Source organism: Chitinophaga horti, from assembly GCF_022867795.2.
In the GTDB taxonomy this organism is placed as follows: Bacteria; Bacteroidota; Bacteroidia; order Chitinophagales; family Chitinophagaceae; genus Chitinophaga; species Chitinophaga horti.
Window position 1 is genome coordinate 3,104,547 of the sequence record NZ_CP107006.1, and the last position, 14,988, is coordinate 3,119,534.

The 14,988-nt window shown below is 49.8% G+C and carries 17 protein-coding genes; 9 read left to right on the forward strand and 8 right to left on the reverse strand.

Annotation, left to right across the window (positions count from 1 at the left end; translation table 11 throughout):
* Genes MKQ68_RS12460 through MKQ68_RS12480 form a run of 5 tightly spaced genes read right to left on the reverse strand, consistent with a single transcriptional unit; the run spans position 1 to position 5,864 of the window.
* A complete protein-coding gene (locus MKQ68_RS12460) occupies positions 1-1,188 on the reverse strand; it encodes an FtsX-like permease family protein (protein ID WP_264283585.1) in 1,188 nt (395 codons plus the stop codon).
* A gap of 27 nt (positions 1,189-1,215) precedes the next feature.
* Positions 1,216-2,454, reverse strand: a complete 1,239-nt coding sequence (locus MKQ68_RS12465; RefSeq protein WP_264283586.1) for an ABC transporter permease — start codon at positions 2,452-2,454, stop codon at positions 1,216-1,218.
* A 23-nt stretch (positions 2,455-2,477) separates the two neighbouring features.
* Positions 2,478-3,143 carry an ABC transporter ATP-binding protein gene (locus tag MKQ68_RS12470; protein WP_244845908.1) on the reverse strand — a complete coding sequence of 222 codons (666 nt, stop codon included), beginning with the start codon at positions 3,141-3,143 and terminating at the stop codon, positions 2,478-2,480.
* Between the two features lie 21 nt (positions 3,144-3,164).
* A complete protein-coding gene (locus MKQ68_RS12475; protein WP_264283587.1) occupies positions 3,165-4,613 on the reverse strand; it encodes a TolC family protein in 1,449 nt (482 codons plus the stop codon).
* Positions 4,614-4,616: 3 nt separating this feature from the next.
* Positions 4,617-5,864, reverse strand: a complete 1,248-nt coding sequence (locus tag MKQ68_RS12480) for an efflux RND transporter periplasmic adaptor subunit (RefSeq protein WP_264283588.1) — start codon at positions 5,862-5,864, stop codon at positions 4,617-4,619.
* A 222-nt stretch (positions 5,865-6,086) separates the two neighbouring features.
* On the opposite strand from MKQ68_RS12480, the gene MKQ68_RS12485 reads away from it, so the two are divergent.
* The 4 genes from MKQ68_RS12485 (at position 6,087) to MKQ68_RS12500 (ending at position 9,437) form a co-directional block, all read left to right on the forward strand.
* A complete protein-coding gene (locus tag MKQ68_RS12485; protein WP_264283589.1) occupies positions 6,087-6,617 on the forward strand; it encodes an SRPBCC family protein in 531 nt (176 codons plus the stop codon).
* Positions 6,618-6,653: 36 nt separating this feature from the next.
* A complete protein-coding gene (locus MKQ68_RS12490; RefSeq protein ID WP_264283590.1) occupies positions 6,654-7,529 on the forward strand; it encodes a hypothetical protein in 876 nt (291 codons plus the stop codon).
* Between the two features lie 113 nt (positions 7,530-7,642).
* Positions 7,643-8,413: a hypothetical protein gene (locus MKQ68_RS12495; protein WP_264283591.1), complete on the forward strand. Its 771-nt coding sequence runs from the start codon at positions 7,643-7,645 to the stop codon at positions 8,411-8,413.
* 16 nt (positions 8,414-8,429) lie between these two features.
* Positions 8,430-9,437 carry a helix-turn-helix domain-containing protein gene (locus MKQ68_RS12500; protein ID WP_264283592.1) on the forward strand — a complete coding sequence of 336 codons (1,008 nt, stop codon included), beginning with the start codon at positions 8,430-8,432 and terminating at the stop codon, positions 9,435-9,437.
* Here the strand turns inward: MKQ68_RS12500 and MKQ68_RS12505 are convergent, their stop codons facing one another.
* Both MKQ68_RS12505 and MKQ68_RS12510 read right to left on the reverse strand, forming a co-directional pair.
* A complete protein-coding gene (locus MKQ68_RS12505; protein WP_264283593.1) occupies positions 9,438-9,995 on the reverse strand; it encodes a hypothetical protein in 558 nt (185 codons plus the stop codon).
* Positions 9,996-10,157: 162 nt separating this feature from the next.
* Complete coding sequence (locus MKQ68_RS12510; RefSeq protein WP_264283594.1) at positions 10,158-10,727, reverse strand: hypothetical protein; 570 nt, start codon at positions 10,725-10,727, stop codon at positions 10,158-10,160.
* A gap of 464 nt (positions 10,728-11,191) precedes the next feature.
* Between MKQ68_RS12510 and MKQ68_RS12515 the strand changes: the two genes are divergently transcribed.
* From MKQ68_RS12515 to MKQ68_RS12535, 5 genes are read left to right on the forward strand one after another with little or no spacing between them, the layout of a single operon-like run.
* The gene (locus MKQ68_RS12515) at positions 11,192-11,470 is read left to right on the forward strand and encodes a LytTR family DNA-binding domain-containing protein (protein WP_244845922.1); all 279 of its coding nucleotides are present in this window, start codon (positions 11,192-11,194) and stop codon (positions 11,468-11,470) included.
* A gap of 18 nt (positions 11,471-11,488) precedes the next feature.
* Positions 11,489-11,914, forward strand: a complete 426-nt coding sequence (locus MKQ68_RS12520; RefSeq protein WP_264283595.1) for an SAM-dependent methyltransferase — start codon at positions 11,489-11,491, stop codon at positions 11,912-11,914.
* Positions 11,911-12,555 carry a DNA alkylation repair protein gene (locus MKQ68_RS12525; protein ID WP_264283596.1) on the forward strand — a complete coding sequence of 215 codons (645 nt, stop codon included), beginning with the start codon at positions 11,911-11,913 and terminating at the stop codon, positions 12,553-12,555. Before MKQ68_RS12520 ends, MKQ68_RS12525 begins: the two co-directional genes overlap by 4 nt.
* The gene (locus tag MKQ68_RS12530) at positions 12,552-12,920 is read left to right on the forward strand and encodes an MmcQ/YjbR family DNA-binding protein (protein WP_264283597.1); all 369 of its coding nucleotides are present in this window, start codon (positions 12,552-12,554) and stop codon (positions 12,918-12,920) included. The genes MKQ68_RS12525 and MKQ68_RS12530 overlap by 4 nt, the downstream gene beginning before the upstream one ends.
* Complete coding sequence (locus tag MKQ68_RS12535) at positions 12,901-13,263, forward strand: VOC family protein (RefSeq protein ID WP_264283598.1); 363 nt, start codon at positions 12,901-12,903, stop codon at positions 13,261-13,263. Before MKQ68_RS12530 ends, MKQ68_RS12535 begins: the two co-directional genes overlap by 20 nt.
* A gap of 135 nt (positions 13,264-13,398) precedes the next feature.
* Here the strand turns inward: MKQ68_RS12535 and MKQ68_RS12540 are convergent, their stop codons facing one another.
* Positions 13,399-14,652 carry an STAS-like domain-containing protein gene (locus MKQ68_RS12540; protein ID WP_264283599.1) on the reverse strand — a complete coding sequence of 418 codons (1,254 nt, stop codon included), beginning with the start codon at positions 14,650-14,652 and terminating at the stop codon, positions 13,399-13,401.
* Positions 14,653-14,988 lie beyond the last annotated feature (336 nt).

Genomic DNA, 14,988 nt, shown 5'->3' on the forward strand with positions numbered 1-14,988 from the left:
TTAATCTTCATGTAAAGCGATGGCCGGGTAAATGGCAGCCGCTTCCCGGCCGGGATAAATGGAGCATATAAATACGAGCACATAAACGAACAAAGTGGCCAGCAGCATGCCCGTCACATATACACCCGACGGCAAATTAAACACATCGAGCAGGGGAAACTGCACGGCGAAGAATAAGCCGAGTAAGATGGCGATCGTCGTCAGTACCAGCATCTCTCCCATGATCTGCCACGACACATTGCCTGCAGTGGCCCCGATGGCGCGGCGCAACCCTATCTCCTGCCGGCGGCGGCTGATATTGTACCACAGCACCCCGAACATGCCCAAGGCCACGTTAATCACGAGGAAAGCCGCAATTACACCGGCCGTTACCACGGGGATGGCCATTTCACGGTTCTTCCGTGCCAGCTGATTCGGCAAACGCTGTATTTCAATCGTAGCACCTTTGAGCGTCGACGTCAGCCGGTCGTGAACCTGTCCTTCGAATGCCGCATCTACCGATGGATCTACCCGCAACAGCAACATGCCTGTCCAGCTATAGAAACCAGTATCGGCACGTTCGTAAATACCGACCTTCGGCGTTGCGTAGTCGCCTTCATGTTTCATGTCCTTTATCACTCCCACTATCACCCTTCTGTCGGTACCATCCATACCAAAAACCACTTCTTTACCAACAGACTCGCCATTGGGGAACATTTCTTTTTCCAGCAGTTCATTGATCACCACCGGCTTGCGCGTACCACCGGCATCCTGGGCAGCATACCAGCGACCCTTCGTTACTTCCAGCTGCAATACCTCCGGCAGATCGTCTTCCGCCTGGTAATTCATCGCACTGTATTCCCGGTCATTATACTTAAACGTATTACCGTTTATACTGTTGGAAAACGGTGTGTTATAGCTCATATAAGCCGCGGCCCGAACGCCCGGTGTGGCCAGCAGCTGTTTCTTCACACCGGTGAGTATCATCATCAGTGAATCTGCCCGTGAAGTGCCGGGCTTGTGATTGGAAATATTGATGCTCCATACATTTTCATGCCGGAAGTTACGCGGGTGTGCGTAGTTGCGGTAGTAAAACACCCCGGCCGAAAAGATGCCGAATACTACCAGGTACGCCACCATAATTTCCAGGATCAGCAAAAAGTGCTGCCGCTTTTTATTCCAAATCAGTTTAAAAAAGTGACTGATCATTTTGTAATTTTTTAGTTTAAACAGATCTTATACCGCCTTCAACGCCCGCACCACCTGTAACCGCGACATCCGCCAGGCCGGGTACACGCCCGACAGCAGGCCGAACACGAGGCACATCAGCAGGCTGATAAATAGCACCTTAAGATTGAGCGTCAGGTCGGCATTGGGAATGAAGCCATTCGTATTAAAAATGGTGATCGCTATCCAGGAGAACAGCAGGCCGATAAGGCCACCGATCAGTGTGAGTATCAGGTTTTCGATCACGAACTGGATCGCGAGCACATTGGAGGATGCGCCGAACGCCTTACGCACACCGATCTCCGACGAACGCTCCATGATACGGCTGGCGTTTACGTTCACCAGGTTAAGCGTGGGTAGCAGCATGAACAGGAACAGGCCACTATAAATAATGATCATAAATTTCAGGTAGCCGTCCCCGCCTGCTTTTGTGCGCATGATGCCCCGCGTAAAACTGACCATATACGGATCTGCATGCACATCCACCTGGCTCATATCACCATCTCCTTTCAGCTTCGATGCCATTGCCTGGAACTCGCGTTGCATCGCCGGCACCTCGGCCTCGGAGCGGGCCACCAGCGTCATCAGGTAACCACCATGCAAACGCGTGCCTGTCAGATCACTTTTACCCACAGTGAAAGGAAGGTACATATCTCCCGAAGTATACCTGTCAGACCCCGGCGCATCTTTCACAACACCGATCACCCGGAATTTATCACTATCCGCATGTATATCTTTACCCACCACATTACTTATATCACCAAAGTACCGCTCCTTCAACCCCTGCGAAATCACCGCCACCTTCTCACTGTTATCGACCTGCTGTTGCCCGTAAGCCTTTCCTTCCAGGAAATCGAAATCAAAAGCCCGGAAGAAATCGGCGTTCGTATGTTTCACAGCGATGGCTACCTTTTTGGTACCCAGGTAAGTATTAAAAGTGCCGCCCTCCGTGGTCATGACCGCAAATTCGGGCGTGGCCAGTTTGCTGATATACGTTTTATAAAAATAGTAACTCATCGGACCACTATTCGTCCACCCTTTTTCAGGGTTGGTAAGCATGATGCGCGGTATATACAGCGTACGCGCCCGTTTCGTGTCGGGATACCCCGGGTCGGCAAAAAAGTCGTACAACGACGTGAGCGACATCAGTATCGTGAGCGTTAAACTGATACCAAAGAGGCTGATGAACGTAAAGAACTTTCGGCGCTTCAGCACGGCGATGGCTATCTTAAAATAATTTTTCAGCATAGAAATAGTTTGATCTGATCAAGTTATTGTACCTGTGCCCCGTCGAACAGCCTTACCAGTCGATGCGTGCGGCGCGCCATCTGCTCGTCGTGCGTTACCATGACGATCGTAGTACCTTCGTTTTTGTTCAGGTGCAGCAGGATGTCCATCACCTCGTTGCCCATGGCACTATCCAGGTTACCGGTGGGCTCATCCGCCAGTATGATTTGCGGCAGTCCGACAATAGCCCGCGCAATGGCGACACGCTGTTTTTGCCCGCCCGACAACTGGTTCGGGAAGTGTTTCAGGCGGTTGCTCAGTCCTACCTTGGCCAGCGCCTCTGTCGCCAGGCGTTTACGGTCGGCCGCTGTGGCTTTGCGGTAGAGTAACGGCAGTTCCACGTTATCGAGCACCCGCAGGTCGTTGATAAGGTGATAACTCTGGAAGATGAAACCGATGTGCCGGTTCCGGAAGTGTGCAAGTTGTTTGTCGTTCAGCTTTTGGGTAGATTCATTGCTGATACGCACATCGCCGCGCGAGGGCACGTCGAGCAGCCCCATGATATTGAGCAACGTACTTTTTCCGCAGCCGGAGGGGCCCATGATCGACAGGAACTCACCTTTGGGCACTTCCAGGTTAATCTTGCTGAGGGCCTGCGTTTCTACCGTATCGGTGCGGTATACTTTTTCGATGCTTTGTAATGTGATCATTATACAGGTTGTTAAAATGGTTTACTGATAAGTGATTTTTTCTTGTTTTTCAAAATCGTACAGCGACAGATAACGCAGTTCGTAATAAGCGCCCCAGAAATCACCCAGGGCCGTAATATAATCCCTTTTTGCCTGGTCCTTTTCCTGGAAGGCGATACTGAGGTCTGTGATACTCAGATCTCCCAACGAATAGCGGCTATTGGCGATCTGGTATTTTTCAGATGCGATAGAGTCTGCCGTGGCGCTCAGTTTCACCTGTTGCTTCATCATTTCGAACAACGTTACCTGCGTGGTCACCAGGTGCGAGAACGTTTGTTTGTCCTGCTCCACCTCGTACCGCGCCAGCTTCAGGTTCGCCTCCGCCGTGCGGGAACGCGAGCGGGAACGGCCCCAGTCCAGCACGGGAATCGTAAACTGCAACTGTACCAGCTGCTGGTTTTGTGGCGATTGATACACCTTGTTGATATTCGTGGCACTGTTGGAAAAACCGAGATTTGCGGTAAGCGTGGCATTGAGCCCGTTATTTCCTTTCGCCTGCGCCACATCGCGCTCTGCTTCTACCACCTTGCGGATAAAAGCAATGGCATCCGCGTTATTTTTATACGCCTGTTCCAGCACCTGTTCCGCCGTTACCTCCATCGCAATACCTGCGGGCGGCAAGTCCAGCGCAATGCGCCCCACCTGTTGCAGTCCCGTATACGAGCGTAGGTTCAACGTGGCGATCTCCATTTCGCGGGCAGCGGCACCGAGTGACTTCTCTGCCTTGAGGTGCTCAAGTTTCAGTTGCAATATTTCGTTACGGGAAATCTTACCCAGCGCAAACTTCTCGTCCGCAATTGCCTGCAGCCGTTTTGTGTTGGCGAGGTTCGTTTCCGCAATCTGGTAATTCACCTGCGACAGCAACAGGGCGAAAAAGTACTGGCTCGCATTTACCGCCACCTCTTCCATATCTGAAATAAACTGTTGGCGGCTCTCCTGGTATTTGAGCGGTTCGATCTTTTTATCCCACTTCAGCTTATTGAACTGGAACAGGGGCTGCTGGTAACCGAGCGTGTAGGGCACCGCGTTATACAACGTATTGTTGCGGTCAAAATCATCGAAGCGTTGCAACTCCGTGGCGCCGTATATCATGCCACCTGTAGCCGTAATACCCTGGCTGAAAGAGAGACTGAGCGCCGAGTTATTATTATGCACCGGCTGGAACAGCACCGTACCATTCGGCTGTAACACCTGCGTGTAGGTTTTCTGAAAGCCCGGCAGCGTGCCCTCCAGTTGTAACTGCGGCGCGTAATTCGAGCGGTACGTACGCCACTGCCAGTACTTCGTTTCCTTCATGGTGGCCGCCTGTTTCGACGCGATGGAGCCCTCTTTGGCCATCTGCACCACGGCCGCCAGTGACAGGCGCAGCGTGTCCTGCGCGTTAGCGGAAAGCGCGGGCAACAGCATCCATATAAAGTATAAATAGCGCATGGTTTAAGGGATAATGTTCACTTCACGGGTGTTTGCAAAATCGCTCATGTCGGATACGATCACCGTTTCACCGGCACGAACGTTGTCCTTCAGTTCAACGTAATCCACGTTGCTAAGGCCCAGCGTCACCTTGCGACGAACGGCCTTATCGCCTTCCACCACGAAGAGCTGCGCCGTTTTGCCGGCACCGAAGGCCGCGCCGTTCGTTACGCGTAACACATTGCGGTGGGCGTCGGTCACGACATACACATCTACCTTTAAATTGGGACGCAGCAGGCCTGTGTCTTTGGCCGCCAGGTGTACATCGAACGTTACCTGCCCGTTTTTGACCGCCGGGTAAATGTTGCTGATCTCGCCGCGTAGCTGGCTTTGGTTGATGCGCACGATGACCGGCATGCCGTTATGTAACTGACCGAGATACGTGTCCGCCACGCTGCCGCTGATCTTGAAGCTGCTTAAATCGGCGATGCGTAACAGTTCTACCCCCTCGCCTACTGAGGCGCCAATGTTGCGGTTCACCCAGGTAACTACACCGTTGCGGGTCGCGTTCACACTGGCAAGGTCTTTCTTCCGGCCCAGCTCCTGTAATTCGTGTTGTTGTATAGCCACTTCAATTTCCGATTCACGGATCTCTACCTGCATGGTTTGTTGTTTGCTGCGGATCTCATTTTCGAGCTGCGTTTTTTCGAGCTGCGCCACTTTGAGGTCCATCTCCGCCTGCTCAACATTCTCGCGCGTACCGCCGCCTGCCTTGTACAGGCGTTTGGTGTTCTCCACTTCCGCCATCAGGCTGTTAATGCGCAGCTGTTTAATATCGTTGCTCGACTTCAGGTCGAAATAACTTTTATCGAGTTCCAGTTTCAGTTTGCGGAGATTGTTTTGTTTTGATTCCAGCATAAAACGGCCCTTATCGTAGGCTGCCTGCACCAGGGCTTTATCCAGTCTTAGTATCGGTTGCCCGGCCTGCACCTTGGCGCCGGCATCAATGAGTACTTCGCGGATAGCCGATTGTACCGGGCTGGTGATGATCTCTTCGAACTCGGGCAGTACTTCGCCGGAGGCCGTGATCGTGTTTTCGACATCGCCGGTTTCCACAACGGCAGTGATGATCCTTTTGCGTGGCACAGATGATTTGAAAAGGCTTCGGGTGCCCACTACGGCGGCGGCGATCAGTATCACCGCTCCTGCGATGATGAGCGTCCACCTTCGCCGGCTGCGGGCTTTTACTTCGGCTGATATTTCCTTGTCCATTTACGTATTTGGCCATAAGCATTTCAATACAAATGCCAGAGTTAACCATCTTACTATCAATAAATTACAGGATTCTCCAGATCAAAAACTGTCCGATTCCGGACAAACGTTCCGGTATTGGAAGAATGTCGCAATCGCCCCCCGATAATGTCGTACGGGTAAACCCCCGTTTACATTTTGCCGTTATATCTTTGTGTCATCACAAACCTTAAAACCTACATTATGAAAATTTTAAAATGGATATTGATCGTTGTCGCCGTGATCGTTATCATCCCCCTACTGGCTGCCGCCTTTATGAAAAAAGATTACACCATTGTACAGGAAGTGGTGATCAACAAGCCTAAACAACAGGTGTTCGACTACGTGAAATACGTTGACAACCAAAATAAATTCAACAAATGGGTACTGGCCGATCCTGCGATCAAGATCGTGAACAAGGGGACAGATGGCACCGTGGGATTTGTACAGAGCTGGGACAGTAAAGAGATCAACAGTAAAGGTGAACAGGAAATCAAACAGATCGTGGAAGGCGAGAAAATCGAGTCCGAACTGCGCTTCGAAAAACCCTTCCCCGGGGTATCGCCAACCAGCCTGCAGACGGCTTCCATGGCTGATAATCAGACCAAAGTCACCTGGACCTTCCACGGACATATGTCCTGGCCCCTGAACATTATGCGTCCGATGGCTGTGAGTATGATGAACACCGACCTGCAGGAAAGCCTGGGTATGCTGAAGAAGCAGTTGGAACAATAGGATATTTTTCCTATATTCCATTACCTTTATAGTCCTATGAAACCACTAAGCCGTTTACTATTACTCCTTGCCATACCTTTTTATTTCAGCTGTAACACAGGACCTGAAAAAAATGACTGGAAGTTCCAGGTGTGCGACCGTATTGCCCGCAGTGATCTGCAGCAGGCGGCCGAACGCCTGGAAGGCTTTAAAGGCACTCCCCGCCGGGCCACTGACAGCGTATTTGGCACCTACCTTAGCGAAGTGACCGTTAACGACACCATCGTGAACGAATACCTTTTTTCCCAGGGACAGGTGAAACGTGTTAACACCACCGCCGAAGGTACTGCTGCCTCTATCCGGCTGGATTATGATGGCAAAGGCAATATCATCTCCCTGGAAAGACTACCCGAAGGACAAAAAAACGAGTTTACCTACGACGGCAGCGGCAGGCCTGAAAGCCATGTATATACCGCCGGCAACGATACACCTCCCGAAAAAACCATTTATAAATACTTCCCCGGCAACGACAGCCTCTATATTTACCACGAAGGCCGTGGCGTAGAGAAACTGTATCTCACCGAAACCGATACCGTAGTCGCTGTATTGCGCAACTTTGAAGATAAAGGCGGCCTGTTACTGTCGCAGAAGAGCGAGTACTACGACCGCAAAGTCAGGATCGTGGAAATCAATTACTTCCGGCAAACAAAATTGTACCTGCGTACCCGTTATGAGTACGACCACCGCGGTAACGTAACCTTCCGCCTCAGCGAGCGGGAAGCCGCCGCAGAAAGCGAAAAGCTGCTCGCCGAACGCGCCAGCTCCTACCGGTTCGAGTATCACTACGACCAGCAAGGCAACTGGACCCAGAAAGTAAGTCGCCAGCTCGACGGCAATTGGATGAGTACCGAAACCCGGAAAATTGAATATTGATGATTTCCGGAAAAGCCATATATTAGCAGACGTTTTTGAAAAAACAACAACCAATTTAACTCCATTAGCTTTGAAGGCAATCAATGTAAACCCAAATACATTCATCCTATAACGTGACTGACATCCACTTTCACCAGGAACGGAAGAAGTTCAATTTATTGAAACGACTCCCACGCATTACAAAGAGACCTTTTACCAGCCGTAAGGCCGTAAAAGATGTAACAACAGCCGGCACCGCCGCACGTAACATTTACCGGGCAATAGCTGAGGTCATAGAAACCTCTCACGACCCCAGCTTTCAACATCGCCTGCATGAGGCCATGCATAAAGTAGTGTTGGCCGACAAAGGCAACCCGCCCGGCAAAAAAGAGCTGAAACTCGCGAACCTGAAACGGTTACGCAGTATGCGCATCTTTAAGAACAACGCCATTACCGTTAAAACCAAAGTAAAGCGTAACCGTAGCGGTACCATCGATGTGTTTATCCAGCAACCGGGCCTGCAAGCCCCTGCTGCCGTCACCTACATCGAGTACCGTGCTGTGGCCGTTTGCCCTGATTACAGACATCGTTATAGCCGCATATTGATTTCGAACCCTTACATTTTGTCAAAAGCAGAAGAATTGCCCGACCTCACCCTGGAGCTGCAGTCTGCCAGCTGCCGCCCCTGTTTGGTGATACTCGAAGCCCGCGCATATAAAATGCGCGGGGGCAATTTGCTTCCGGTAGACTTCACCGACCATAACGCCGCGGACATCATCGCGGTGTTGCCTGCAGTGAAAAAGATCGTGTTGCGGCGTAAGGACCCGAAAGTGTCGGAGAAGACCGCGGAGTACTGGAATTATGTGTCGCAGCGGAAGGGGTTTGGGGGGATGCAGCAGAATTAATCACAACCATTCCACTATGAATTTCCATTTCCCCGGAAACGACGGGTTGCGCGTAAGCCATCACGCGATCCCACACACTTTTTACAACATATTCAGGTACTGTGATGTAATGGAAACCGAGGGCGCATTCGGCCGCATTTACCAGCAGTTCGATAAGGGTGAAAAAAGCGAAGTCGCTTTACACGATATCAACTTTACCTCTACAGCTTCAGCCACGATGCAACTCGATGCGCCCGCAGTTATACTCAATTATGTGTTTAGCGGCCGGGGCGAGGCTTCGCACGCGCAACTGGGCAGTTTATGGCAAAAGCAAAACACCTCCAGCCTGTGGTACTTACCAGCGGGTAACCACCATTTCAACATCAAAAAAGGCAATTGTACTTCCATAAAGCTAAAGGTGAGCCTTCACCTCATCGCTGCACTGGGGCAGGATAACCCAGACATACGCAAGTTTTACGAATGCGCCGTATCCCTCAGTCCCAACGGCTGGCGGCTGCCTTATGTGCCAACACTGAAAGACAGCTACCGGCTGCTGCAGACACTTACCAAATTAAAGGGTGTCGGGCGCAGCAGGGAGATATTGATCGATAGTCACGTTAGCCAGTTGTTCCTGCAGTTCATCGACGACCTGCGTAAAACAAAGGAAGCGCCAAAAGATAATTACCGCTACGACCAGGACGAGATTGCGAAGATACTGGCAGCGCAGGACCAGATACTTCACCGTCAACTCTGGGGAGTGCCTGTACCTACCATCGCACTGCAATTTGGCATGTCGCCCCGTAAATTTGCGCGCTATTTTCAACACGCCTATAACATGACCTTTCAGTCGGCCATAACACTTAAACGTATTACAGAGGCTTGCCAGTTGCTCATCAACTCCGAGCTTCCGATCGGTGATATCGCGCTCAAAGTAAAATATGAGAACCATTCTGCCTTCACCCGAACTTTCGAAAAGTGCATGGGCTGTGCACCCAGCGAATACAGGCGGCACAACCGTCTGCCGCAGGAGGAACAGGCCCGATGATCACGTGCTGATCTCTTTTAGCTCCAGCTTCCTGGTACAATTGCCTGGCAGGTCATAGGCCTCAATTAGTAAACCGTATACACATTTGCCTGGCAATGCTTTGGCAGCAACATATGTGAAGGTTGACGATCCCGGCATATCGCTCTGTGCAACGCCTTCTTCCAGCGTTTCGCCCAGTACCATGATCGTAACATGCACGCGGTCGACCCATACATTATCTGTAGCGGTGATGATCAACTTGTCACCAACTTTTCCGTGATAGGCCGATTCATCCACTTTCGTGATCGCCGGGGCTTTGTAGCTGTCGGCCAGCGCCAGGTGATAAACCGATTGCCCTTCTGCAGCCAATGCTGCATAGAGGCTGCTTAGCCGCACATCCTTCAACGCCTGACCAGCCCAGGCATTGGCCCTCGCCATGTTGGCTGCAGCCTCCATTTGCGCGGGGCTCTGTACCAGCGGCGGACGGGCATGTTTGTCATTGTTAAATGTAACCGGCGCCGAGAGCGCAGGCTGAGTGGCAGTCGTCCTGCCCGGAGGAGTAAATTGTCTTTTTTTCATAGTCGTGGTTTTAAGGTTTAAAATATGATTTACGTTTACAAAGGTGCGGTATCTGATTTTTTTCCACTTACCAGGTTTGTAAAAACATTGTGCCGATTTGTCATTTTTTAGAACGAGTGAAAAAGAAGGCGCACCACGTGGTGCGCCCGTCTTTCCACTTTATTAGATCGTGATTTCCAGTACCCCCGGGTTACCTGGGAAGTCGGAAGCCGTTACCCTGATGATCGTACCCGCCAGGTCAGCATTTGCCACCGTCGTGAGGTACAACCAGGTGCTATGGTTGCGTGGATTAAGGATCGCCTGCCCTTCCTCGATGAGGTCACCGCCAGCTGAATAAATGCTGACCGCTACTGCTACTACACGGAAGTCGTCATACGCCCTGATACCAATCGGATCACCAGCTACGCCCTTATAGTCTTTGGTGATAATTTCGTGTACCACCGGCGGCTTCAGGAAGTCGCCGACCATAAGTCCCCGCACCGTTTGACCCGGCTCCTTTTTCGCCGTGTAAAGCGCCTTCATTTCAGCGTCTGCGAGCATTGCCTGTGCATACCCGGAGGCATCTGCGAAATTGAAGCGTTGCTGTCGCTGCCCCTCGGTGGGTGCTAAGTTTTCATTTCTCCTGGGCATACGGCTTACCACCGTTTTATTGCCCTGTTTGCGGTAAACTACCTGTTTAGCGATGTTTCCTCTTACGCCATCCAGGAACATGTTGTTATCTATTTTTGCCATAAAATTTGTTTTTAATCAGTTAAAAAATTTGTTGCTAATCACGCGGTCCGCAGCTGGAAGAAGATTCAGGATGTCGCTCCTCACCCTTAGCCTGAGCGATGCTTCCATTACGCTGACCGACAACACGAAAGTACTGCCGGCCCTACCCTAAAAAAACGCGGCTGAGGTGAACCCTGGTTTTTGATGGGGTGAACCCAGGTTTTTCGCGAGGGGAATACAAACAAACTTCGGGGATCCTTCCAGATCCCTCTTACATCCTTGCTAAGTTGTTGCTAAAAAGTTGCTGAAACACCAGTGTTTTAGCAGGGATATAGCAAGGATGTAGCAAGGATGTAGCAGGGATGCCGCAAAAACGTTAGATTTGGGAAAGCCGTTTAAGCAATATCTATTTCATAACCCTAAATGTTTAAGTGATGAATCAACCTCCTTTGTTCATAAACGATGGCGGGATATTGCGAAAAATTATGATCGAAGATTTGCTGGTACTGGAAGTAGATGATAACTACGTCCGGTTTATCACCATGCAGGATGACTATTCCTCCCGTATTTCGCTGGAAGCAGCGCTGGCACTGATGCCGGAAGGCTCCTTTATAAGGGTGAACCGCGGATGTGCGGTGGCCCTGCGACACGTGGAACGGATCGAAAAAACACAGGTAACCATTGCCGGCAGGCAACTGGCCTTAGCCAAAGGCGGGTATGAGCAATTGAAGAAGAAAGTGGTGGTGATAGGCGGTGCAGGCTAGCATAAAACGAAAAACGCTATGGCGTCTAAACTTTCACCCAGGCTGGCAGCCATAGTAGATGCGCTGCCGTTGCGCGATCATCTTCGCATCCTTGAAATCGGTTGCGGGCCCGGTGCAGCGGCGAGAGCTATTGTGCAGCTACACCCGACTATTACTGTGTTGGGTATTGACCGATCCGCGAAGGCGATACAACAGGCCGTTGCGGGCAGTGAACCGGAGGTCGCCAGTGGCAGGCTTTCTTTCAGGCAGGCTGCTATAGAAGACTTTAGGCTAGCTCCCGGGGAAGCCCCATATGACCTGGTATTTGCAGTGCGTGTAGGCGTGCTGGACGGGCGGCATCCATCTCTCGAAGCCGAGGCGTTGAAACGCATTAAGGCGGCGCTGGTGCCGGATGGGAGGTTGTTTATCGATGGGCAGGAAAAACTTAATACAAAGCGACTATGAACATATCATCCAAAGCAAAAAACCTACTGGCGCAAATCACCTCCACGACTAAACTTGGCGACCTGCGAAAGATGGCCGCCACCATCAAAAAAGACCACGCGTTGGCCATGGAACTGTGGGCTACGGGAGACTTCCTGCCGCGTCAACTGGCCATCCTGATCATGGATAATAAACTCCTCTCACAAGATGTCATCAACAACCTGGATAAGGACATCAGTAAGCATAGCGACGAAGAAAAACTGCAGCTCATTGATTGGCTGATGGCTAACCAGCTGTCCAAAGACAAAAAGGCCATTGCCCTGATGGAAAGCTGGGAAAAGAGTACATCACGCCTTCAACGGCGGCTCTTCTGGTACTACCAGGCAAGGTTACGATGGGTAGGACAAACGCCTCCGCCGAACAGCGAGGAGCTGCTCTCGAAAATCGAGAAGGGTATTGAGAAAGAAGTACCTGAAGTACAATGGGCCATGAACTTCACCGCAGCACAAATTGGCATTTTCCAGGAGCAGTATCGTTCACGCTGCGTCGCTATCGGCGAACGGACCGGCCTTTACAAAGATGAAATCGTAGCGAAGAATTGCACCCCCAATTACTTACCAAAATTTATTGAAATACAGGTTGCAAAATCGAAGAAAGCATGAAAAAAGTAAACTTTAACAGCGCCGACTTTGAGCCGGTAAAGAAGATCGCGTTAATCTTCCCCGGTGCGGAAGAATCCGTGTCGCATGAAGGCACTCCATCCGTTAAAGTGCGCGGAAAACTCATGTGCCGCCTGCATGACAGCGGCGAATTCATTCCTATTCATCTCGACTTCGACATCCGGGACCAATACCTCGACAGTCATCCGGAGATATTTCATCTGCCCGACCATTTCAAAGCGTATCCTTACATATGCATGTGGATACATCCGTACAATCAGCAGTTGCTGAAAGAAGTACTGGAAAAAAGCTGGCGGGGACTGGCGAGTAAAAAACAAATACAGGCGTATGAAACAGATATTCATTAATCTGCCAGTCGCTGACGTAGTAGCCTCCATGGAGTTCTACACAAAAATCGGCTTCGAAGTAAACCCGCTGTTTACCTTCGACGATCAGAAATGTATGGCCTGGGGTGAAAATGTTTTTGTGATGTTGCAAAAGCGTAAGGGGCCTGTTGTAGCCGAATCCCCGGTTACATTCACGCTGCCGGTGGAGCGTATGGAGGAGCTGAATAAAATCGTTCAGCGTGCGCTGGATGCCGGGGGGACGGAGCCAACGCCGGGGTTTGAGGAGCCGTTTATGGTGGTGAGGGAGATTGGGGATCTGGATGGGCATCGGTGGGGGATTGTTTGTATAGATGGGGAAGTTTAGGGGGATGAAGGGGAAGTGAGGTACAGGAATAAAGATGAGTACAGGCTTGTGATTAACTCATAAATCATGATATGTGTTTTTGTCAGTTTTCATCAGGTTTTATGTTTTGTTTGTATCTGCGAGATCAGTTTCGCACTATCCAGTTGATAAGCGTTCGCTAATTGCTTTTTTTATGATATGCTCAACTATCTGCGCCATCTTAGTATGTCGGATAGATGCATCAAAGACTCTCTCGCCCAATTCGACATAGAGCTTACCAAGAAACTCATCTGCGAAACTACTAGCTATAATTGTGACCCCAGTCCAATCGAGGTAAATAGGGAATCCTGGTTTCGCATTTAGAAGATTTTGTAACAGTAAACGCAGTTCCTTACCTGCTGATCTCGTTCCCGCCCCTTCGAGCCGTTCGGTAATTCTTATATCAAGAGCTTCCTCTTCTTCGCGCTCGTAATTCAGGTCCACAACAGTACTTGGCATGAACGACTTGCCACCGAACGATAGCGCATCCAAGACGGAAAATGTGTGACTCATCTTTATTTGTCCACTGATGCAGGTTCCTTGATAATTCTGCCGAGAAAGATATTCATTCGGCTGGCTCAAGCTATCTGCACGTAACAGGAGGCGTCCTGAACCTGACAAAATATCCAGAGAACCACCCGTCATAAGTGCAATACGACAGCTACCTGCCAAACCATTTCCCTGACCAGCGTCTTTATTTCTTGTAACACCAGCTTTGATTGCCTCTCTTATTGCATCGATATCAGAAGTTAGATTTGGTAATCCTTCTTTAAGCGATTGTAAAATACCTTTACCAGCATCAGCTACTGTAAAAGCCACTAAACCGTTTTGTGGATAGGCGATCACCTGAAGATAACCTCCGATCTTTGACTCAGCATGATTCACAACATTATCACATATTTCAGTTATTGACCACTCTAAAGCTGCAAGCACATCCTTGGGCATGTGAATGTGTCCCATGATTATATCCATGAAATTGGCTGTAACAGTTGGAATTTCTTGAAATGTGTCAAAAGGTTGAACATAATGTTTCCTATTGGGTTTAAAACCGTTGTTGGACGACGGATTGAGTAAGTGCGCCCACCCGCAGGTGTGGAAAAAGCGACTAGCATCTTTATGATGTGGCATTACTATCTCAAGCTTTACCCCCTGTCGGCGCAATTCCGCTGTGATAGCAATAACGCCAAGCATGCCATTTGCAAATGCCTTAGTTACTTGACTAAAATCCAGTCTTAGAGGATAAGGTCGTCTTCTCAGCCTCCATGTCTCAATAGCTGCAGCAAAATCTGGCAGTAACCCAGAAGCAACGCGAGTTGGAAAATATATCGCATTCCGATAGCTATCGTATTTTACTATATGATAATCAATCACTTAAATATATCTTACAAGAAAAATAATTTATACAAGCATCACCCCCATCGAAATGCAAAAAAAATTATCTAATTTTACATAAGTTCGAAAGGTGGATTACGCATACAATCCCGCCTGATTTGAGAGAATCAGTGAAAAAATATCGTAGGAAGTGCTTACCACAAGTAAGCACTTTCATTTTTTATAGGAATTATTCCCGATTCCCACAAAGATGCTGGAACAATTACAAGAAGATAATTCAGGTCGATTTTTGAAATACGCCTCAATATATCCAATCAACTAATGTCCCACTACTTATGCGTATGACCAAGCAGCAATCCTAGGCCAAATCACTGA

Coding starts and splice junctions, on each gene's coding strand:
- MKQ68_RS12460 (WP_264283585.1), bottom strand. CDS start 1,188: ATGATCAGTCACTTTTTTAAACTGATTTGGAATAAAAAGCGGCAGCAC.
- MKQ68_RS12465 (WP_264283586.1), bottom strand. CDS start 2,454: ATGCTGAAAAATTATTTTAAGATAGCCATCGCCGTGCTGAAGCGCCGA.
- MKQ68_RS12470 (WP_244845908.1), bottom strand. CDS start 3,143: ATGATCACATTACAAAGCATCGAAAAAGTATACCGCACCGATACGGTA.
- MKQ68_RS12475 (WP_264283587.1), bottom strand. CDS start 4,613: ATGCGCTATTTATACTTTATATGGATGCTGTTGCCCGCGCTTTCCGCT.
- MKQ68_RS12480 (WP_264283588.1), bottom strand. CDS start 5,864: ATGGACAAGGAAATATCAGCCGAAGTAAAAGCCCGCAGCCGGCGAAGG.
- MKQ68_RS12485 (WP_264283589.1), top strand. CDS start 6,087: ATGAAAATTTTAAAATGGATATTGATCGTTGTCGCCGTGATCGTTATC.
- MKQ68_RS12490 (WP_264283590.1), top strand. CDS start 6,654: ATGAAACCACTAAGCCGTTTACTATTACTCCTTGCCATACCTTTTTAT.
- MKQ68_RS12500 (WP_264283592.1), top strand. CDS start 8,430: ATGAATTTCCATTTCCCCGGAAACGACGGGTTGCGCGTAAGCCATCAC.
- MKQ68_RS12505 (WP_264283593.1), bottom strand. CDS start 9,995: ATGAAAAAAAGACAATTTACTCCTCCGGGCAGGACGACTGCCACTCAG.
- MKQ68_RS12510 (WP_264283594.1), bottom strand. CDS start 10,727: ATGGCAAAAATAGATAACAACATGTTCCTGGATGGCGTAAGAGGAAAC.
- MKQ68_RS12515 (WP_244845922.1), top strand. CDS start 11,192: ATGATCGAAGATTTGCTGGTACTGGAAGTAGATGATAACTACGTCCGG.
- MKQ68_RS12520 (WP_264283595.1), top strand. CDS start 11,489: ATGGCGTCTAAACTTTCACCCAGGCTGGCAGCCATAGTAGATGCGCTG.
- MKQ68_RS12525 (WP_264283596.1), top strand. CDS start 11,911: ATGAACATATCATCCAAAGCAAAAAACCTACTGGCGCAAATCACCTCC.
- MKQ68_RS12530 (WP_264283597.1), top strand. CDS start 12,552: ATGAAAAAAGTAAACTTTAACAGCGCCGACTTTGAGCCGGTAAAGAAG.
- MKQ68_RS12535 (WP_264283598.1), top strand. CDS start 12,901: ATGAAACAGATATTCATTAATCTGCCAGTCGCTGACGTAGTAGCCTCC.